General features: G+C 65.3%; 18 protein-coding genes. 12 read left to right on the top strand and 6 right to left on the bottom strand.

The window, feature by feature from the left end:
• Nucleotides 1–21: 21 nt before the first annotated feature.
• Nucleotides 22–1,488 carry a cobyric acid synthase gene (locus tag PVE73_RS11150; RefSeq protein WP_277366998.1) on the bottom strand — a complete coding sequence of 489 codons (1,467 nt, stop codon included), beginning with the start codon at nt 1,486–1,488 and terminating at the stop codon, nt 22–24.
• 105 nt (nt 1,489–1,593) lie between these two features.
• Here PVE73_RS11150 and PVE73_RS11145 point away from each other — a divergent pair, with 105 nt between their 5' ends.
• The 3 genes from PVE73_RS11145 (at nt 1,594) to bmt (ending at nt 5,210) form a co-directional block, all read left to right on the top strand.
• Nucleotides 1,594–2,757 carry an isobutyryl-CoA dehydrogenase gene (locus tag PVE73_RS11145; RefSeq protein WP_277366997.1) on the top strand — a complete coding sequence of 388 codons (1,164 nt, stop codon included), beginning with the start codon at nt 1,594–1,596 and terminating at the stop codon, nt 2,755–2,757.
• A gap of 128 nt (nt 2,758–2,885) precedes the next feature.
• Entirely contained in the window at nt 2,886–3,782 is an 897-nt protein-coding gene (mmsB, locus tag PVE73_RS11140) for a 3-hydroxyisobutyrate dehydrogenase (RefSeq protein WP_277366996.1), read from the top strand.
• Between the two features lie 408 nt (nt 3,783–4,190).
• Nucleotides 4,191–5,210: a betaine--homocysteine S-methyltransferase gene (bmt, locus tag PVE73_RS11135; RefSeq protein ID WP_277366995.1), complete on the top strand. Its 1,020-nt coding sequence runs from the start codon at nt 4,191–4,193 to the stop codon at nt 5,208–5,210.
• Nucleotides 5,211–5,238: 28 nt separating this feature from the next.
• On the opposite strand, the gene PVE73_RS11130 is transcribed toward bmt, so the two are convergent.
• Together PVE73_RS11130 and PVE73_RS11125 are read right to left on the bottom strand one after the other, a co-directional pair.
• Entirely contained in the window at nt 5,239–5,841 is a 603-nt protein-coding gene (locus PVE73_RS11130) for a helix-turn-helix transcriptional regulator (RefSeq protein ID WP_277366994.1), read from the bottom strand.
• A gap of 225 nt (nt 5,842–6,066) precedes the next feature.
• Nucleotides 6,067–7,650 (bottom strand): trimethylamine methyltransferase family protein, encoded by a 1,584-nt coding sequence (locus tag PVE73_RS11125; protein WP_277367421.1) that lies wholly within the window; start codon nt 7,648–7,650, stop codon nt 6,067–6,069.
• 305 nt (nt 7,651–7,955) lie between these two features.
• Between PVE73_RS11125 and PVE73_RS11120 the strand changes: the two genes are divergently transcribed.
• The gene (locus PVE73_RS11120) at nt 7,956–8,654 is read left to right on the top strand and encodes a B12-binding domain-containing protein (RefSeq protein ID WP_277366993.1); all 699 of its coding nucleotides are present in this window, start codon (nt 7,956–7,958) and stop codon (nt 8,652–8,654) included.
• A gap of 36 nt (nt 8,655–8,690) precedes the next feature.
• Here the strand turns inward: PVE73_RS11120 and PVE73_RS11115 are convergent, their stop codons facing one another.
• Nucleotides 8,691–8,855: an entericidin gene (locus tag PVE73_RS11115; RefSeq protein ID WP_277366992.1), complete on the bottom strand. Its 165-nt coding sequence runs from the start codon at nt 8,853–8,855 to the stop codon at nt 8,691–8,693.
• 59 nt (nt 8,856–8,914) lie between these two features.
• Between PVE73_RS11115 and PVE73_RS11110 the strand changes: the two genes are divergently transcribed.
• The 6 genes from PVE73_RS11110 to PVE73_RS11085 all read left to right on the top strand — a co-directional run bounded on the left by PVE73_RS11110 (nt 8,915) and on the right by PVE73_RS11085 (nt 14,672).
• Nucleotides 8,915–9,526, top strand: a complete 612-nt coding sequence (locus PVE73_RS11110; RefSeq protein ID WP_277366991.1) for a DUF1638 domain-containing protein — start codon at nt 8,915–8,917, stop codon at nt 9,524–9,526.
• Nucleotides 9,527–9,607: 81 nt separating this feature from the next.
• A complete protein-coding gene (locus PVE73_RS11105) occupies nt 9,608–10,189 on the top strand; it encodes a DUF4893 domain-containing protein (RefSeq protein ID WP_277366990.1) in 582 nt (193 codons plus the stop codon).
• Between the two features lie 65 nt (nt 10,190–10,254).
• A complete protein-coding gene (locus PVE73_RS11100; protein ID WP_277366989.1) occupies nt 10,255–10,902 on the top strand; it encodes an exopolysaccharide biosynthesis protein in 648 nt (215 codons plus the stop codon).
• Between the two features lie 103 nt (nt 10,903–11,005).
• Nucleotides 11,006–11,308 (top strand): virulence factor, encoded by a 303-nt coding sequence (locus PVE73_RS11095; RefSeq protein WP_277366988.1) that lies wholly within the window; start codon nt 11,006–11,008, stop codon nt 11,306–11,308.
• A gap of 86 nt (nt 11,309–11,394) precedes the next feature.
• Complete coding sequence (locus PVE73_RS11090; protein ID WP_277366987.1) at nt 11,395–12,378, top strand: methyltetrahydrofolate cobalamin methyltransferase; 984 nt, start codon at nt 11,395–11,397, stop codon at nt 12,376–12,378.
• Nucleotides 12,379–12,614: 236 nt separating this feature from the next.
• Nucleotides 12,615–14,672 (top strand): ASKHA domain-containing protein, encoded by a 2,058-nt coding sequence (locus tag PVE73_RS11085; protein WP_277366986.1) that lies wholly within the window; start codon nt 12,615–12,617, stop codon nt 14,670–14,672.
• 64 nt (nt 14,673–14,736) lie between these two features.
• Here PVE73_RS11085 and ligD read toward each other — a convergent pair whose 3' ends face one another.
• Together ligD and PVE73_RS11075 are read right to left on the bottom strand one after the other, a co-directional pair.
• On the bottom strand, nt 14,737–15,654 hold the full coding sequence (gene ligD, locus PVE73_RS11080) for a non-homologous end-joining DNA ligase (RefSeq protein WP_277366985.1): 918 nt from the start codon (nt 15,652–15,654) through the stop codon (nt 14,737–14,739).
• A gap of 70 nt (nt 15,655–15,724) precedes the next feature.
• On the bottom strand, nt 15,725–16,624 hold the full coding sequence (locus PVE73_RS11075) for a LysR family transcriptional regulator (RefSeq protein WP_277366984.1): 900 nt from the start codon (nt 16,622–16,624) through the stop codon (nt 15,725–15,727).
• A gap of 19 nt (nt 16,625–16,643) precedes the next feature.
• On the opposite strand from PVE73_RS11075, the gene PVE73_RS11070 reads away from it, so the two are divergent.
• Both PVE73_RS11070 and PVE73_RS11065 read left to right on the top strand, forming a co-directional pair.
• Nucleotides 16,644–16,952 (top strand): hypothetical protein, encoded by a 309-nt coding sequence (locus PVE73_RS11070; protein WP_277366983.1) that lies wholly within the window; start codon nt 16,644–16,646, stop codon nt 16,950–16,952.
• 304 nt (nt 16,953–17,256) lie between these two features.
• On the top strand, nt 17,257–18,255 hold the full coding sequence (locus tag PVE73_RS11065) for a GlxA family transcriptional regulator (RefSeq protein ID WP_277366982.1): 999 nt from the start codon (nt 17,257–17,259) through the stop codon (nt 18,253–18,255).
• Nucleotides 18,256–18,258 lie beyond the last annotated feature (3 nt).

The following is an 18,258-nucleotide window of genomic DNA, read 5'->3' as shown; positions in this document are numbered from 1 at the left end:
TCTCCCCTTGCGGGACAGATACTACCGCGCCGCGGCGAAGATCCCGTCGCAATCGAGATGCCGCTCCAGATCGCCGGCGATGGCGTCGAGGGCGGCTTCCACCTGCTCGCGATACCCGCCGGTGGACCTGACGCCGAACTCCGCCAGGAAGGCGCGGCGAAAGGCATCCGCTCCGAAGAGTCCGTGCAGATAGGTGCCGAACACCCTGCCGTCGGGCGACATCGCGCCGTCGGGCCTATCGCCGATAAAAGCCACCGGGCGACCGCAGTCCGGCCCCGTGGTCTCGCCCAGATGGATCTCGTAGCCGGAAAGAGGCACCGGGTAGCGGGCCGAGCGCGCCTCCACATTGCGCACGGCCTTCTCGGGCGCCATCACCGTTTCCACGTCGAGGAAGCCCAGCCCGTCAGCCTCGCGCTGATTTCCTTCGATTCCCTGCGGGTCCAGAACGCGCCGGCCGAGCATCTGGTAACCGCCGCATAGCCCCACGACCGCGCCGCCGCGCGCACGGTGTGCCGCAATGTCCCTGTCCCAGCCGTTCCGGCGCAGGAAGGCGAGATCGGCGATGGTCGACTTGGTACCCGGAACAATCACGAGCGACCCATCTTCAGGCAACCGACGGCCGGGGGGCACGAACACCACCTCCACGCCGGGCTCGGCCCTGAGCGGATCGAGGTCGTCGAAATTCGCGATCCGCGACAGCATCGGCACGGCGACCTTCAGGCCCGGCGCATCTCCGGCTCTCAAGCGCTCCAGGACGACCGAATCCTCGGACGGCAGCCGCGCCGCCTCGGCGAGCCAGGGGACGATGCCGAAGGGACGCCAGCCGGTGAAGCGGGTGATGGCTGCAAGCCCCTCATCGAACAATGAAAGATCGCCGCGGAACTTGTTGATGATGAAGCCTTCCACCATCGCCCGGTCCTCCTCGGGCAGGATGAGATGCGTGCCGGCGAGTGCGGCGATCACCCCGCCCCGGTCGATATCGCCCACGAGGATGACCGGCACATCCGCCCGCGTGGCAAAGCCCATATTGGCGATGTCGCGGTCGCGCAGGTTGATCTCGGCCGGCGAACCGGCCCCCTCCACGATCACGAGGTCTGCCCCCTCGCCCACCTTCTCCCAGGAATCCATCACTGCGGAAAGCAGGTGCTTCTTGAGTGCGCCGTAATCCCTTGCCCTCGCCTCGCAATGCACCCTGCCCTGCACCACCACCTGCGCACCGATATCGCTCTGCGGTTTGAGCAGCACAGGATTCATATGCACCGTCGGCGCCACGCCACAGGCGAGCGCCTGCAGCCATTGCGCGCGGCCGATCTCGCCCTCCGCCTCCTCGCCTGGAATGGCCGCGACGGCGGCATTGTTGGACATGTTCTGCGGCTTGAACGGGCGCACCTTCAGCCCGCGCCGACGCGCGGCGCGGCAGAGCCCCGCGACGAGCACGGTCTTGCCCACGTCCGAACCCGTTCCCTGCAGCATGACGGCACGCGCCATCCGCCCTCCTTCCGAAGCGCACAGCCCCTGTGCGGAACCTTGCATTGCGCGCGCAACCCAATGCACTAAACTCGCACTCCGAGGAAGACTCTTGGGAGGAGAAGAATGACAGCCGGGGAGGAATCCGGTCAATTCGAGCTCAATTCCGATCAGCGCGCCATTTACGAGATGACGCGAAGCTTCGCGGCCGACCGCGTGGCGCCCTTCGCGCTCGAATGGGACCGGGAGCGCCACTTTCCCGTCGATGTCATTCGTGAGACCGGGCCGCTCGGCTTCGGCGGCATCTACTGCTCGGAGGAATATGGCGGCTCCGGGCTGAAGCGGCTCGACGCAGTGCTGATCTTCGAGGCGCTGGCCGCCGCCTGCCCCGGCTTCTCCTCCTTCGTCTCCATCCACAACATGGCCGCCTGGATGATCGATACATTCGGCGACGGGGAGCTCCGCGGCCGGCTCCTGCCGAAGCTCACATCCATGGAATGGCTCGCGAGCTACTGCCTGACGGAGCCCGGCTCCGGCTCCGATGCCGCGGCACTCAAGACGCGGGCGCAGAAGTCCGGCGGTCACTACGTCCTCAACGGCACGAAGCAGTTCATCTCCGGCGCCGGCGTGTCGGACCTCTACGTGGTCATGGCGCGCACGGGCGAGGAAGGCCCGAAGGGCATTTCCGCGCTCGTGGTGTCAAAGGATGCGCCGGGTCTCTCCTTCGGCCCGCTCGAGAAGAAGATGGGCTGGCACATGCAGCCGACCCGGCAGGTGATCTTCGAGGATTGCCGGGTGCCGGCGGAAAACCTGCTCGGCAGCGAGGGCGACGGCTTCCGCATCGCCATGGCCGGCCTCGACGGCGGCCGGCTCAACATCGCCGCCTGCTCCCTGGGCGGCGCCCAGGCCGCGCATGAGAAGGCGCTCGCCTATACGGCCGAGCGAAGGGCATTCGGGCAGCCGGTCAACCGCTTCCAGGCACTGCAGTTCAAGCTCGCCGACATGGAGACCGGCCTCGCTGCCGCGCGCCAGCTCCTCTACGCCGCCGCCGCCAAGCTGGACGCCAGGGAGCCGGATGCCCCCAAATGGTCGGCCATGGCCAAGCGCTTCGTCACCGACACCTGCTTCGAGGTGGCCAACGATGCGCTCCAGCTTCACGGCGGCTATGGCTACCTGCACGACTACGGACTGGAGAAGCTGGTGCGCGACCTGCGCGTGCACCAGATCCTGGAAGGCACGAACGAGATCATGCGCGTCATCATCGCGCGGCATTTGGTTGGAGGGCGGTAGGGTTTGGGACAGTCGTTTCGATTGCTGCGCTGGCGCTCCATGCCTGAACATCGACACGCCTCGGCGGCCCTCGCTCATTCTCTGCCTCACCACCCTATTCCCCTACCGCCTCAGCTCGGAGGAGACACATGACCACCATCGCCTTTATCGGCCTCGGCAATATGGGAAACCCGATGGCCGCCAACCTCGTCAAGGCCGGGCACCAGGTGCAGGGCTTCGACCTCGTTCCCGAAAGCCTGGACAAGGCCGCCGGCAACGGGGTGGATGTGGCCACGAGCGCCGAGGCGGCGATCGAGGGGGCGGAGGTGGTGATCACCATGCTTCCCGCGGGCAAGCATGTGCTCTCCGTCTACGAGCACCTGGTGCCGAAGGCGGCTAAGGGCACGCTCTTCATCGATTCCTCGACCATCGACGTGGCGTCGGCACGCAAGGCGCACGCGATTGCCGCCGAGCACGGCCTGTTGTCGATCGACGCGCCCGTCTCGGGCGGCGTGGGCGGCGCGGAAGCGGGCACGCTCACCTTCATGGCCGGCGGCTCCGACGAAGCCTTCGCCATTGCGGAACCGGTGCTTCAGCCCATGGCCGGCCGCATCGTCCATTGCGGCGGGGATGGCGCCGGTCAGGCCGCAAAGATCTGCAACAACATGATTCTCGGCGTCTCGATGATCGCCGTCGGCGAAGCCTTCGTGCTGGCGGAAAAGCTGGGGCTTTCGCACCAGGCCCTTTTCGACGTGGCCTCCACCTCCTCCGGCCAGTGCTGGTCGCTCACCACCTACTGCCCGGTGCCGGGGCCGGTGCCCGCCTCCCCCGCCAATCGCGGCTACCAGCCGGGATTCGCCGCGAGCCTGATGCTGAAGGATCTGCGACTGGCCCAGGAGGCCGCGCAAGGCGCGGGCGCGGCGACCCCGCTCGGAGCGGAGGCCGCACAGATCTACGCGATCTTCGAAGCCATGGGCCAAGGAGGCAAGGATTTCTCGGGCATCATCGAATTCCTGCGCGGCAAGGCGGCCGTGGAGAAGAGTTGAGCTCCCGAAAAGCCCGGCAGAGCAACTTTCTGCCGCAAAAAATCCGGAATTAAGGATTGTGCAAGCACTTGCTAACCTCCCGGTAACGATGTCCGGCTAAAACAGCAGACGAGGCGGACATCGAAGCCTCCCCGACTCCGGAAAAGGTCTCGCGTACCGGAGCGGCCGCCCTCGCAGCGTATCGGTAAGCGGCGGGCGCAGAGTAGTGCGTTTAAGACCGCGTTCCTCTTCACCGGAGAACGCGGTTTTGCCTTTTTTGGAAATCCGATCCCTTTCAAATCACCCTAGGTCAGACCTGACCGGTTCGCCGCTCAGGCGGCGCTGCGGCTGCATTTCGTTTGACCTGATATAAAGACTTCTTTATATCGTTATTCCAATGACGACCGCATCAGCTGCGAAGGTTTTTCCATGCACAATCCGATTGACGCGCTGCTGGCGGAAAAAGGCGTTCTCCTCGCCGATGGCGCGACGGGAACGAATCTTTTCGCGATGGGCCTCCAGTCCGGCGAGGCGCCAGAGCTCTGGAATGAGACCGAGCCGCAGAAGATCGAGGCGCTGCATCAGGGTTTCGTCGATGCGGGCGCCGACATCATCCTCACAAACTCCTTCGGCGGCACGCGCCAGCGGCTGAAGCTGCATCACGCGCAGGACCGTGTGTTCGAACTGAACAAGAAGGCCGCCGAGATTGCCCGCGGCGTGGCCGATCGTGCCGGCCGGCGCGTCATCGTGGCAGGCTCCGTCGGCCCAACGGGCGAGCTTTTGCAGCCGCTCGGTGCGATGACCTACGAGGAGGCCGTGGAAGCCTTTGTCGAGCAGATGGAGGGGCTCAAGGCAGGCGGCGCGGACGTGGCCTGGATCGAGACCATGTCTGCGCCGGAGGAGATTCACGCCGCGGCGGAAGCCGCCGTGCGCGTCGGCCTCCCCTACACTTATACGGGATCGTTCGACACCGCCGGCCGCACGATGATGGGCCTGGCGCCGAAGGACATCCACGGCGTGGTGGACGATATCGAGGAGAAGCCGCTCGCCGTCGGCGCCAATTGCGGCGTCGGTGCGCCCGACATCCTGGCGGCCCTGCTCGACATGTCCGAAGCGAAGCCCGATAGCACCATCATCGTGAAGGGCAATTGCGGCATTCCGGAATTCCGCGGGACCGAAATCCATTATTCCGGCACGCCGGAGCTGATGGCCGATTATGTACGCCTCGCCATCGACGGCGGGGCGAGGATCGTCGGCGGCTGCTGCGGCACGTCCTTCGAGCATCTTGCCGCGATGCGCAAGGCGCTCGACAGTCACGCCAAGGCGCACCGCCCCAGCGTGCAGGAGATCGAAGCCCGCGTCGGCCCGATGCGCAACAAGGCGGCGAACCAGAGCGGCGCCGAAAGTGCCGGTGCCGGCCGCCGCGAACGCCGCCGTTCGCGCGGCTGAAGGCCCGCCACTGGCGAGTGGTCTGGTCTTACAACCTGTTCAGCTCGTCAAGCGCCCGCCTCAGGATCTCCAGAGCCTTGCGCGCCTGCTCGGCATCCAGCTCGCCGCTGCGCATCTTGCGGAAAAGCTCGTGGCGCAGAGCGCCCAGCGCCTCCCCCAGCGCCACATCCTGCATCTCCGATGAGGCCGCGTCGAGCTGCGCGTTGATGCGGTCGAGTTCCTCCCGGTGCTCGTCGAGATAGACCCGCCCCTCTTCGGTGATCGAGAAGAGCCGCTTGTTCCCGGTGGTCTCGGAAGAAAGAAGATCCGCTTCCTCCATCATCTGGAGCATCGGATAGATGGCGCCGGGGCTCGGGCTATAGGCGCCCTGGAACCGGGCCTCCAGCGCCTTGATGATGTCGTAGCCGTGGCGTGGCTCTTCCGCGATCAGACCGAGCACGACCAGGCGCAGCGCGCCCGAATCGAACATCCGCCCGCCGCGGCCGCCGAAAGGCCCGCCGCGATGACGGCCGAACGGACCGCCTCCGCCGCGCCCGCCGCGGAAACCACCACCACCGAAAGAGCCGCGCGCGGCGGCAATGGCCCAGTCGTGCCGGCATCCATGATGCCTGTGTGAATGCATTCCACGCATCGGATTCTCCTGCGTAATAACTTTGATACGACATATCTATCAAGAGATATATCTTTTATCAAGCGCCAGGTGCCTCCGGCCGGGCAGAGCCGGAGGCCAGCCGATCACAAAGGAATGGAATGCGGGCGTCCACGCGGAGGCGCGTCACATCTGGCGCATGATGGAGCGCCAGACCTCTTCGCGGATGATTTCGGCCACTATAGCCCGGCCTGTCGCGGGCTCCCTTCAGGAGAAGGCGTCGGGCATGGAGTCCTTCTTCCGCGCCACGAAATCCTTGAGAGCCTCGTCGATCGCTTCGTCCAGCGCCGGTGCCTGGTAGGTGTCGAGCCACTGCCGGGCGAGCTGGCCGGCGCGCTGATGCGCCGCCTTCTCCCCTTCGGACGACCATTGCTCGTAGGAATTGTTGTCGGCGATCGCGGAACGGTAGAAGGCGGTCTGGAAATTCGCCTGGGTATGCGCGCAGCCGAGATAATGGCTGCCGGGTCCCACCTCGCGGATCGCGTCCATAGCCTGGCCGTTCTCCGAAAGATCGACGCCTTCGGCAATGCGCTGCTGCATCCCGAGCTGGTCCACATCCATCATGAATTTCTCGTAGGAGGAGACGAGCCCGCCTTCGAGCCAGCCTGCCGCGTGCAGCACGAAATTCGTGCCGGCGAGCATGGTGGAATTGAGCGTGTTGGCGCTTTCGTAGGCCGCCTGCGCGTCCGAGACCTTGGAAGCCGTAAGCGATCCGCCCGTGCGGAAGGGCAGGCCCAGCCGCCGGGCGAGCTGCGCTGCGCCATAGGAGACGAGCGAAGGCTCCGGCGTCCCGAACGTGGGCGCGCCCGATTGCATGGATATGGACGAGGCGAAGGTGCCGAAGACGACCGGCGCGCCCGGCCGCACGAGCTGGGTGAAGGCGGCTCCCGCCAGCACCTCCGCCAATACCTGCGTCAGCGTGCCGGCCACCGTCACCGGGCTCATGGCGCCGGCCAGGATGAAGGGCGTGATGATGGTCGCCTGGTTGTGGCGGGCGTAGACCTTCGCCGCCCCCAGCATGGTCTCGTCGAACACCATGGGCGAATTGGCGTTGATGAGGCTGATGATCACGGTGTTCTGGTCTACGAAATCCTCGCCGAAGAGGATCTTCGCCATGGCCACCGTGTCCTCCGCCCGCTCAGGCGCCGTCACCGAACCCATGAACGGCTTGTCGGAAAAGCGCATATGCGCGTAGACCATGTCGAGGTGGCGCTTGTTCACCGGCACGTCCACCGGCTCGCACACCGTGCCCCCGGAATGGTGGATGTTGGGCGCCATATAGGCGAGCTTCACGAAATTGCGGAAATCCTCCACCGTGGCGTAGCGGCGGTTGCCGTCGAGATCGCGCACGAAGGGCGGACCGTAGACGGGCGCGAACACCGTGGCGTCGCCGCCTATCTGAACGGAACGCTCCGGATTGCGCGCATGCTGCGTGAAGATGGAGGGCGCGGTGCTGAGCAGGCTGCGGCACAGTCCCTTGGGAAAATGGATGCGCTCGCCCTTCACCTCGGCGCCGGCTTCCTTCCATAGCGCAAGCGCCTCGGCATCTCCGCGGAACTCGATGCCTACCTCCTCGAGCACCGTATCCGCATTGGCTTCGATGAGAGCGATCCCCTCCTCGCCCAGCACCTCATAGACAGGCAGTTTTCGCGTGACATAGGTGAGCTGCTGGCCGGGGCCTCCGCCGCTGCGCGCCGCGCGCCGCGCGGCGGCACCGCCACGTTCGCCCCGTCCGCCACGCCCGCGCCTTGCCTCGGTGGCTTCGGCTGCCGTGTTTTCGTCCGCAGGCATTTGGTTCATGGCTCCGATCCCTGGCCGCGGCATACCTTCCCGATGGTGCCGCCTCATTCGGCCGCATCCTATTCGCGGGCGCGCGGCCGGACGTTCAGCAAGCGCCAGCACATGTCGCAATAAGAGCGGAGCGCATGAAAGGTATCCGCGCCGAAGACGAATTCCGCTGAACTTGTCCGAAAAGCTTAGCAGTTCCAGTCGCTTTCCTTTTGCAACGCGTCGCAAATCGGCTATGGAAAGCGGCCGGGGACGGCTTATCTAGGTGCAGACGGTAATGGCCGGACGGCGTAAGGCAGGAGCCAGGAATGTCCGACGACGAAATCATTCTTTCGGAGCTTCCAGACGACGAGCTCGTGCAGCAGATGCACGACGATCTTTATGACGGGCTGAAGGAGGAGATCGAGGAAGGCACGCGCATTCTGCTGGATCGCGGCTGGGCCCCCTATGACGTGCTGACCCAGGCCCTGGTCGAAGGCATGCGCATTGTCGGCGAGGATTTCCGCGACGGCATCCTCTTCGTGCCGGAGGTGCTGCTCTCGGCCAATGCGATGAAGGCCGGCATGTTCATACTGCGCCCGCTTCTGGTGGAGACCGGCGCCCCCAAGCAGGGCAAGATGGTCATCGGGACCGTGAAGGGCGACATCCACGACATCGGCAAGAATCTCGTTGGCATGATGATGGAAGGCGCCGGCTTCGAGGTCATCGATCTGGGCATCAACAATCCGGTGGAGAACTATCTCGACGCCATCGAGAAGCACCAGCCGGACATCATCGGCATGTCCGCCCTGCTCACCACCACCATGCCCTATATGAAGGTCGTCATCGACACCTTGAAGGAAAAGGGCATCCGCGACGATTTCATCGTGCTCGTCGGCGGCGCGCCGCTCAACGAGGAATTCGGCAAGGCCGTGGGCGCGGACGCGTATTGCCGAGATGCGGCAGTGGCGGTCGAGACCGCCAAGGATCTGATGAAGCGCAAGCACAATATCGGCGCCGCGGTTTAGCCGCGGCAGCCCCATGCTTGCCCTTGCGCCGCGTGGTCAGTAACTATCGGCCGAATCGGCGACGTCCTGTCCCGCATCCTGGGTGGCGTCGACCACGTTTGCAGTGTCCTGCCCCACCCCGCGAATGGTGTTGGAGCAGCCGGTGACGAAGCCGATTACCGCGATAAGAAGAGCGATGCGTGAAAAGATCCTGGCGGACATGATCCGTTTCCCCGTTCTGGTCTGGTGCGCTATACGCAACAGCGATGAAAACGCCGAGAATGAAACGCGCTGAAACGGAAAAGGTTCTGGTGATCGCCTGCGGCATGATCGCTCGCGAGGTGCTTGCCGTGCGCGGGCAGTTGGGGCTCGACCATCTCGAACTCACATGCCTTCCGGCGGAATACCATTACTATCCCGACCGCATCGCCCCTGCCCTCGACACTGCGATAGAGCGGGCGAAGAAAGACGGCTATCGCCACATCTTCGTCGGCTATGCCGATTGCGGCACGGGTGGCGGGCTCGACCGCATATGCGAGAAGCACGGCGTCGAGCGCATCGCCGGGCCGCACTGCTTCGCCTTCTACCAGGGACTGGCGCAGTTCGCGGACCGCGAGGAGGCGGACATGACCTCCTTCTACATGACCGATTTCCTCTGCCGGCAGTTCGACGCGTTCTTCCTGAAGCCGCTCGGCCTCGACCGGCATCCCGAACTCATCGGGGATTTCTTCGGCAATTACGAGAAGCTCGTTTACCTGGCGCAAGTGGACGACCCGGCGCTGGAGAAGGTCGCTCGCGATGCCGCGCGGCTGTTGGGCCTCAGCTATGAACGCCGGTTCACAGGTTATGGCGAACTTGCCGACGCCCTGCGCAATGCGGCCCGCGCCGCCTGAATCTCGCCGACGCGATCTATGGGTCGCGAAATGGCCGGAATTGCTGCTATAGCTCGATTCATCGTTTCGGAAGAGCTTTTCATGTTTATTCGAATTCTTGCCTTCGCACTGTTTTTCGCCGCCACCGGCCTTGCCCATGCCGATGGCGAGATGTTGAAGATCATCACGAAAACGGACAGCGCCCGGCTCGATCGTTTCGAGCAGACGCGCAGGGCCGCCATCGCCGAGGCGAAGGCGGGAGGATCGACCCGGGACGTCGCCACCTTCGAGGAAATCCTTTCCCGCCCCACCCTTTCCTTCCACGGCTTCGACATGGCCGGAGACTGGCAGTGCCGCACCATCAAGGCCGGCGGGTTGGCCTCCCTGGTGATCTATGACTGGTTCCGCTGCCGCGTCACGGATGACGGGTCCGGCTGGATGCTCGAAAAGCTCACGGGCTCCCAGCGCACCAAGGGCCGGTTCTTCACCGATGGCGACAAGCGCCTCATCTATCTCGGCTCCTTCTTCGTCCAGCAGGACGAGGCTCCGGAATATGGCGCAGGCCCGGAGACGGACCAGGTCGGCTATGTCTATCGCGACGGGGAGGACCGGTGGCGCATCGAACTGCCCGAGCCCGCCCGGGAATCCAAGCTCGACATCCTGGAGTTTCGCCGCGCGCGTTAGCTCCTTATATTCACCCAGGCCCGCCGGGCTACGGAAAACAAGCAGATGATCGGAAGTAGGGCAGGTTGAAAGCGGAAGGCGGCGCAATCCAGGCGATGTCGGGCAGCCGGTCCTCGGGCGTGCCGCCACGACGGCTGTCGCAGATATTCGAAGAGCTTGCGCGAAGCACGGAGACGGCGATCACCGTGGAGCAGTTGCGCGATGCGCTGGGCGACCGCAGCTTCGCGACGCTCCTCGTCTTCTTCGCCCTTATCAACATGCTTCCGCTGCCGCCGGGCAGCACGCTGGTCCTGGGCGTGCCCCTCCTGCTCGTCTCCGTGCAGATGGTGCTCGGACGCAGCACCGTTTGGCTGCCGCGCCCCATCCTGACGAAATCCGTCGGCGCGGAGCAGTTTCGGCACATGATCGGCAAGGTCGTTCCGAAAATAAAGTGGCTGGAGCGTCTCGTCCGGCCGCGCTACTGGCCCTTTGCCCATGGGCAGGTGGAGCGCGCGGTCGGCCTCTGTGCCCTGCTCCTTGCCACCATCGTCACCCTGCCCATTCCGCTCGGCAACTGGTTTCCGGCCCTTTCCTGCGCGATCCTGGGTCTCGCACTGTCGGAGCGCGACGGCCTCCTGCTGGGTATTGGGGTCGTGATCGGGCTCCTGTCTCTCGCCGTCATCGCGCTTCTTGTCGGCAGCGCCGGCGCACTCGCCGCCTTCTTCATCTTCTAGAGCCGTCCTGCTACGTCGCATTTGAAAGGGCGCGCGTCGCTTCATAACGGGCGGGCGCGCCACGCCTCGACCATCCTCCACACCAGCAAGGAAAGAAGCTCCCATGGCCGATCTGATCATCGTCTACTGGCGCGATATCCCCGCCCAGGTCATCGTGAAGAAAGGGCGGGCAAGCGCCAAGCGCGAGCTACCGCTGCGCTTCACGGAAGCGATCGACATGTGCGCCATGCGCGTCGGCGCGCGCGACACGGACGCGTATCTCGCCGAGTGGCGGCGCGGCGATCCCACGCCCGTGAGCGATGATCTGGAAGCGGAAGCCGACAAGGCGCTGCAAACGATCGAACGTGAGTTCACCGACGACAAGCTGAAGGCGCTCGTCAAGGCGGGCGGCCGTGCCGGGGAGTGAGCGCGCGGCTTCCTCTTGCGGATGCCGGTTGAAAAAGATCAGATAACGACATAAAGAAGTCTTTATATCCCTTTGGAGGACTGCGCATGACCCGCACAATCGTCGCCTCGGCGACCCGGGAAGTCGTGATCGGCTTCGACCAGCCCTTTTGCGTCATCGGCGAACGCATCAACCCCACCGGCCGCAAGAAGCTTGCGGCGGAGATGGTGGCCGGCAATTTCGAGACGGTGAAGAAGGATGCGCTGGACCAGGTCGCGGCCGGCGCCACCATGCTCGACGTCAATGCCGGCGTGACGGCGGTGGACCCGAATGCGACCGAGCCGGCGCTTCTGGTCCAGACGCTGGAGATCGTACAGGATCTCGTCGACGTCCCGCTCTCCATCGATTCCTCGGTCTCCGCTGCCATCGAGGCCGCGCTGAAGGTGGCGAAGGGCCGGCCGCTGGTGAACTCCGTCACCGGCGAGGAGGAGAAGCTCGAGGCCATCCTGCCGCTCATCAAGAAATACGACGTGCCGGTGGTGGCGATTTCCAATGACGAGACCGGCATCTCCGAGGACCCGGACGTGCGTTTCGCGGTGGCGAAGAAGATCGTCCAGCACGCCGCCGATTACGGCATACCCGCACACGATATCGTCGTGGATCCGCTGGTCATGCCCATCGGCGCCATGGGCACGGCGGGCAAGCAGGTCTTCGCACTGCTGCGCCGCCTGCGCGAGGAGCTGAAGGTCAACACCACCTGCGGCCTCTCCAACATCTCCTTCGGGCTGCCGCATCGCCACGGCATCAATGCGGGCTTCATTCCCATGGTCATCGGCGCGGGCATGACCAGCGCCATCATGAATCCCTGCCGGCCGCAGGAGATGGAGATGGTCCGCGCGGCAAACGTACTGAACGGTACGGACCCCAACTGCCAGACCTGGATCATGACCTATCGCGACCATCAGCCCGCGCCCTCGGGGAACACCGGCGCTTCGGCGGAGTCTTCGAACGGGAACGGCGGCCAAGCCTCCGCCGGCGGGCGCCGGCGCGGCGGCCGCGAGGCACGCATGGCGCGGATAGGGCGGGGATAGATTGGTTGCTCGGAAATGACAGTGCTCCGTCACGCCCCCCTCTGGCCTGCCGGCCATCTCCCCCTCGAGGGGGGAGATCAGCCATCGCGAGTGCTTTCGCCGATCGCCAGTGCTGTAGGAAAGGCGCCGAGCCAAGCGGCCGGCTCAATCTCCCCCCTCGAGGGGGAGATGCCCGGCAGGGCAGAGGGGGGTCTGAAAGGCACGACCCTTTATGACACGTCGGAGCCCTTCCTCCCATGAACGCCCCGCCCAATATGTCGGACCCCCTCGTTCTCTTCATGCCCTCGGGCAAACGCGGGCGTTTCCCGAAAGGCACGACCGTCCTCGATGCCGCGCGTCAGCTCGGCGTCTATGTGGAGAGCGTGTGCGGCGGGCGGGCCACCTGCGGGCGATGCCAGATCGAGGTGCAGGAAGGCCATTTCGCCAAGCATAAGATTTCATCCGCGAAAGAGCACATCTCCTCGCCCGGCCCCAGGGAAGCGCGCTATGCGGAGAAGCGTGAGCTTCTTCCCGGGCGCCGTCTTTCCTGCTCGGCCACCATCGAAGGCGACCTCGTCGTCGACGTGCCGCAGGATGCCATCATCAACGCGCAAGTGGTGCGCAAGGACGCCGACAGCCGTGTGATCGAGCGGCATCCGGCGGTGAATCTGCGCTATGTCGAGGTGCCCGAACCCGACATGCATCACCCGCTGGGCGATGTCGACCGACTGAAGGTCCAGCTCCAGAAGGACTGGGGATACGATCGCCTGGAGGTGGAGCTCCACCTCCTGCCCGAAGTCCAGAAGATCCTGCGCGAAGGCGAATGGGCCGTCACCGCCGCCGTCCATCACGACCAGGATGAAGATGCCGCGCGCATCATCGCGCTCTGGCCGGGGCTGAAGAACGAGGCCTACGGGCTTGCCTGCGACATCGGCTCCACGACCATTGCGATGCATCTGGTCTCGCTGCTTTCCGGGCGCGTGGTGGCCTCGGCGGGGGCGTCGAACCCGCAGATCCGCTTCGGCGAAGACCTGATGAGCCGCGTCTCCTATGTGATGATGAACCCGGACGGACGGCAGGCGATGACCAAGGCCGTGCGGCTGGAGATATCGAAGCTCGTCGACCGGGTGGCGACGGAGGGTGGCGTCGAGCGCGCCGACATTCTCGACGCCGTCTTCGTCGGCAATCCCATCATGCACCACCTTTTCCTCGGCATCGACCCGACGGAGCTGGGCGGCGCGCCCTTTGCGCTCGCCGTCTCCGGCGCGGTGAAGGCGCGGACGGACGATTTGCGGCTCGCGCTCAATCCGGGCGCCCGGCTCTACATGCTCCCCTGCATCGCCGGCCATGTGGGTGCGGATGCCGCCGCGGTGACATTGTCGGAAGGCCCGCATCGTCAGGACAGGATGATGCTCATCGTCGACGTCGGCACCAATGCCGAGATCGTCCTGGGCAACCGGCAGCGCGTCGTCGCCGCCTCCTCGCCCACCGGTCCGGCTTTCGAGGGCGCGGAAATCTCTTCCGGCCAGCGCGCGGCCCCCGGCGCCATCGAGCGTGTGCGCATCGATCGGGCAACGCTGGAGCCCCGCTTCCGCGTCATCGGCTCGGAGCTCTGGTCCGACGATCCGGGCTTCGCGGAGGCCGTTGCCACCACCGGCGTCACCGGCATTTGCGGCTCCGGTATCATCGAGGTGGTGGCGGAGATGTATCTTTGCGGCCTCATCTCCGAGGACGGCGTGATTGACGGCGCCCTGGCCGCGAGGAGCCCGCGCATCATCGAACAGGGCCGCACCTTCTCCTATGTGCTCCGCGAGGAAGAGCCGCGCATCACCGTCACGCAGAACGACGTGCGCGCCATCCAGCTCGCCAAGGCGGCGCTCTATGCCGGCACGAGGCTGCTCATGGAGAAGCAGGGCATCGAGACGGTGGATGTGATCCGCTTCGCCGGGGCCTTCGGCTCCTTCATCGACCCGACCTATGCGATGGTGCTGGGGCTGATCCCCGATTGCGAGCTGGAGAATGTCTCCGCCGTCGGCAACGCCGCCGGCACCGGCGCGCGCATGGCGCTCCTGAACCGCAATCACCGCCGCGAGATCGAGGAGACGGTTCGCCGTATCGAGAAGATCGAGACCGCTCTGGAGCCGAAATTCCAGGAGCATTTCGTCCACGCGATGGCGCTCCCCAACAAGGTGGATCCCTTCCCGAAGCTCAGCCGGCAGGTCGAGCTGCCGCGCCGGAAGGTGCTGGCCGAAGGCGGCACGCAAGCCCCCCGCCGCCGCTCGCGCGAGGAGCGGGAGGCGAGGCGAAGGCGATAGATCAGTATGATGTGGGCAAAAGCAGGCATTCCGGACGCTGGGCCGTGGAGCTCGGTCTGCCGGATCACCCCCCATAGGCATCCGCCCCGATCTTCTCCAGCATCGTCTTCGTGATCCCCTGGCGCCAGCCTTCCGCCTCCGCCCAGGGATCGGGCGCCGTCATTCGCGCTCCCATGTCTTGGATGCGGAATGTGTTGGCGGCCGAAAGCCCGCCAAATTCCTCCCAGGAAACGGGCATGGCGATCGGGGCGCCCTGCCGCGCGCGCGTCGAATAGGGCGCAATGGCGGTCGCTCCACGCTCGTTCCTTAGCCAGTCAATGAAGATCCGGCCCTTGCGCTTTTCCTTCGAGGCCTGCGCGAGGAAGCGCTCCGGCTCCTCCTCGCCCATGCGGTTTGCGACCGCGCGGGCGAAGGCCTTCACCTGCGGCCATTCGGTGCGGCGGGCAAGCGGCGCCACCACATGCACGCCCTTGCCGCCCGTCACCAGTGGCAGGGATTTGAGGCCGAGACCTTCCAGCCGGTCGCGCAGATCGAGGGCGGCCTGCCGCACATCGCCGAAAGCGAGCCCCTCGGCGGGATCGAGGTCGAAGACCAGACGGTCGGGCTTCTCCAGCGAGTCGATCCGCGAACCCCAGATGTGGAATTCCAGCGTGTTCATCTGCACGCCGGCGACAATGCCCGCGAGATCGCCGACATAAAGATATTCGGCGGTGCCGCCGTCCTTCTCGGTGATTTCCTGCCGCCTCACGGCCTTGGGAAAGCCCCTGCCCGCATGCTTCTGGAAAAAGCACTCCTTGCTGCGGCCGTCCGGGCAACGCACGAGGCTGATGAGGCGGTTCCTCACCGCCGGAAGCATCCGCTCCGCCACGCGCACATAGTGCCTGGCGATGTCGGCCTTGGTCAGTCCCTGCGCGTCGAAAAGCACCTTGTCCGGGTGCGAAAGGGAAATGCCGGCAATGGTCTCGCGGTTTTCGCGCTGCATGGCCGCCTCCTCGAGCCGCCCCGGACACCATACAACAATGGAGCAGTTGCGGCGAGGTTCCTTCCGGCGCTTAGAACCGGCCGGTCTCGTTGAACATGTCGAAAGCCGCGCGGATATGGTCGGCCGCCGCCCGCACCGGCGCCGAGGCATCGGGGGCCACGACCATGCCGATATGATAATTGCCCAGTTCGGGCAGCCCGTCCTTCGGCCCGAGCTCCACGAGATCCCCGCCGATGAAGGACTTGGGCAGGGGCGCGATGGCGAGATCGGACAGGATCGCCGCCCGCTGGCCGGCCGTGTGTGCGCTCATATAGGCGATGCGGTGCTCCCGGTTGTACTTCGAAAGCGCCGTCACTGCGGCGGCGCGCCAAGCGCACCCTTCCTCCCACAACGAGACGGGAAGCGGCTCTCGCATATACGCGCACCCGCCCTTCGCGCCCGCCCACACGATGGGCTCGGAAAGAAGGATCTCGACCCCCGACTGCATCAGTTCGTCCGAGCAGGTCATCAGCGTGATGTCGAGCTGGCGCGCGGCCATGCGCTTGCGGAGATTGACGCTCTGGTCGATCACCACGTCCACCGCGATCGCCGGATGCGTCTGTGCGAAGCGCTTGAGCACGCTCGGCAGCACGCGCTCGCCGAAATCGTCGGGCGATCCGAGCCGGACGATGCCGCTGATATCGGGCATCACGAATTTGGAGACCGCCTCCCGGTTGAGGGCAAGCAGCCGCCGCGCATAGCTGAGCAGCATATCGCCATCCGAGGTGAGCGAAACCGAACGCGCATCGCGCACGAAGACGGGCCGGCCGAGCTGGTCCTCCAGCTTCTTGATCTGCATGGAAACCGCGGAAGGCGTGCGGAATACGGCGTTGGCCGCGGCCGTGAAGCTGCCGGTCTCCGCGATGGCCACGAAGGTGCGCAGCACGTCCAGTTCCAAGAGCGGCAGAGGATGGTTCAGGGGAGCGTTCATCGCCGATCCTTCAATTACATTGAATGTAATCATCATTCCATTGCGTTTGATTGAACATGAAAAGGGCGCCATAGTCAATCCCAAGCTTGATCGACCGGCCATGGCGGCCGGAAGCAGAAGGAGCGAGATCATGTCCATTCGTGCATCGGTGACGGAATATCTGCGTCGTCGCGCCGCGATCTGGAGGCGCCGCCGGACGGAACGCTACATCAGCAGCCTGCCGATCGAAATCCGCAAGGATATCGGCTGGCCAGGCAACGGCTCGGCCGGTCGCGGCGCGGGCCGCACCTTCCACCCGGATCTGGAGCCGCAGTGGCAGCAGCGCTGAAAGGGCAGGCCATGACACTCTGGAAAGAAATCCGCGCGTTCCTGCGCGAGTTCGACGCGATGCTGGACCAGGGTCGCACCGGCAGACGGCCGGTGACGCGCGCCCCGCGAGCAGGTTCCCGGCCGCAAGCAGGGAGCGGCGGGCGGCGATAGCCGCCCCCGATTGCCCGCGATTGCGCCAGGGCTCCGGCCGCTGAAATTTTTCCGTTGGCGCAGCCCCAGCCGATTGACAGGCAAGGGCTTTCCGGCGAAGCCTTGTCCGTTAGCGACATCGATCGGCGGGCGGAAGCGCGCGGAGGCCTGGCATGCGGGACGAACGGCAGCTCAAGCGGTCACTGGTTTTCTTCCTGGTCCCGGATTTCACCATGATCGCCTTTGCGACAGCGCTGGAGCCGCTGCGCTCGGCCAACCGGATGCTGGGCTACGAGGCCTATCGCTGGCGCCTGGCGAGCGCCGACGGCAATCCGGTGCGCGCCTCGAACGGGGTCGAACTCACGGTCCACACCTCGCTCGCGGAAGAGCGGCAGAAGATGATCGGCAGCGACCGGCCGACCATGGTGATCGTCTGCAGCGGGCTCGACGTGGAATCCTATGGCAACAGGTCGGCCTTCGCCTGGCTGCGCGAGGAGTATAACCGCGGCGTGGCGCTCGGCGGCCTGTGCACCGGGGCACACATTCTCGCCGCCGCCGGCCTGCTTGCCGACAAGCGCTGCGCGATCCATTGGGAGAACCTGCCGGGCTTCGCCGAGGCGTTTCCGAAAGTCAACGTCTTTGCCGATCTCTTCGAGATCGATTCCAACATCTACACCTGCGCCGGCGGCACGGCGGCCATGGACATGATGTTCCGCCTGATCGGCGAGGATTTCGACGACGGTCTCGTCAACCGCGTTTGCGAGCAGATGCTGACGGATCGCGTCAGAAGCCCCTCCGACCGCCAGCGCCTGCCGCTCAGGGCGCGGCTCGGCGTGCAGAATTCGAAGGTGCTCACCATTATCGAACTGATGGAGGCCAATCTGGCGGAACCTCTCTCGCTGGTGGAGATCGCCGCTGCCGTGGGGCTTTCGCGCCGCCAGATCGAGCGCCTCTTCCGCCAGGAGATGGGCCGCTCGCCCGCCCGCTACTATCTGGAAATCCGGCTCGACCGGGCGCGGCACCTCCTGATCCAGTCCACCATGCCGGTGGTGGAAGTGGCGGTCGCCTGCGGCTTCGTTTCCGCCTCGCATTTCTCCAAATGCTATCGCGAGGTCTATGCGCGCTCGCCCCAGCAGGAACGTCACGACCGCAAGCACCTGGTGGCCGCGTAGAGC

Origin of the sequence: Chelativorans sp. AA-79, assembly GCF_029457495.1 — a bacterium.
Classification (GTDB): Bacteria; Pseudomonadota; Alphaproteobacteria; order Rhizobiales; family Rhizobiaceae; genus Chelativorans.
Note: the sequence above shows the minus strand (reverse complement) of the source record. Positions and strands in the feature narration are given on the sequence as shown.

What these genes read in the sequence shown, in the direction of transcription:
- PVE73_RS11150 (WP_277366998.1), bottom strand. Translation starts at nt 1,488, where the DNA reads ATGGCGCGTGCCGTCATGCTGCAGGGAACGGGTTCGGACGTGGGCAAG.
- PVE73_RS11145 (WP_277366997.1), top strand. Translation starts at nt 1,594, where the DNA reads ATGACAGCCGGGGAGGAATCCGGTCAATTCGAGCTCAATTCCGATCAG.
- mmsB (WP_277366996.1), top strand. Translation starts at nt 2,886, where the DNA reads ATGACCACCATCGCCTTTATCGGCCTCGGCAATATGGGAAACCCGATG.
- bmt (WP_277366995.1), top strand. Translation starts at nt 4,191, where the DNA reads ATGCACAATCCGATTGACGCGCTGCTGGCGGAAAAAGGCGTTCTCCTC.
- PVE73_RS11130 (WP_277366994.1), bottom strand. Translation starts at nt 5,841, where the DNA reads ATGCGTGGAATGCATTCACACAGGCATCATGGATGCCGGCACGACTGG.
- PVE73_RS11125 (WP_277367421.1), bottom strand. Translation starts at nt 7,650, where the DNA reads ATGCCTGCGGACGAAAACACGGCAGCCGAAGCCACCGAGGCAAGGCGC.
- PVE73_RS11120 (WP_277366993.1), top strand. Translation starts at nt 7,956, where the DNA reads ATGTCCGACGACGAAATCATTCTTTCGGAGCTTCCAGACGACGAGCTC.
- PVE73_RS11115 (WP_277366992.1), bottom strand. Translation starts at nt 8,855, where the DNA reads ATGTCCGCCAGGATCTTTTCACGCATCGCTCTTCTTATCGCGGTAATC.
- PVE73_RS11110 (WP_277366991.1), top strand. Translation starts at nt 8,915, where the DNA reads ATGAAACGCGCTGAAACGGAAAAGGTTCTGGTGATCGCCTGCGGCATG.
- PVE73_RS11105 (WP_277366990.1), top strand. Translation starts at nt 9,608, where the DNA reads ATGTTTATTCGAATTCTTGCCTTCGCACTGTTTTTCGCCGCCACCGGC.
- PVE73_RS11095 (WP_277366988.1), top strand. Translation starts at nt 11,006, where the DNA reads ATGGCCGATCTGATCATCGTCTACTGGCGCGATATCCCCGCCCAGGTC.
- PVE73_RS11090 (WP_277366987.1), top strand. Translation starts at nt 11,395, where the DNA reads ATGACCCGCACAATCGTCGCCTCGGCGACCCGGGAAGTCGTGATCGGC.
- PVE73_RS11085 (WP_277366986.1), top strand. Translation starts at nt 12,615, where the DNA reads ATGAACGCCCCGCCCAATATGTCGGACCCCCTCGTTCTCTTCATGCCC.
- ligD (WP_277366985.1), bottom strand. Translation starts at nt 15,654, where the DNA reads ATGCAGCGCGAAAACCGCGAGACCATTGCCGGCATTTCCCTTTCGCAC.
- PVE73_RS11075 (WP_277366984.1), bottom strand. Translation starts at nt 16,624, where the DNA reads ATGAACGCTCCCCTGAACCATCCTCTGCCGCTCTTGGAACTGGACGTG.
- PVE73_RS11065 (WP_277366982.1), top strand. Translation starts at nt 17,257, where the DNA reads ATGCGGGACGAACGGCAGCTCAAGCGGTCACTGGTTTTCTTCCTGGTC.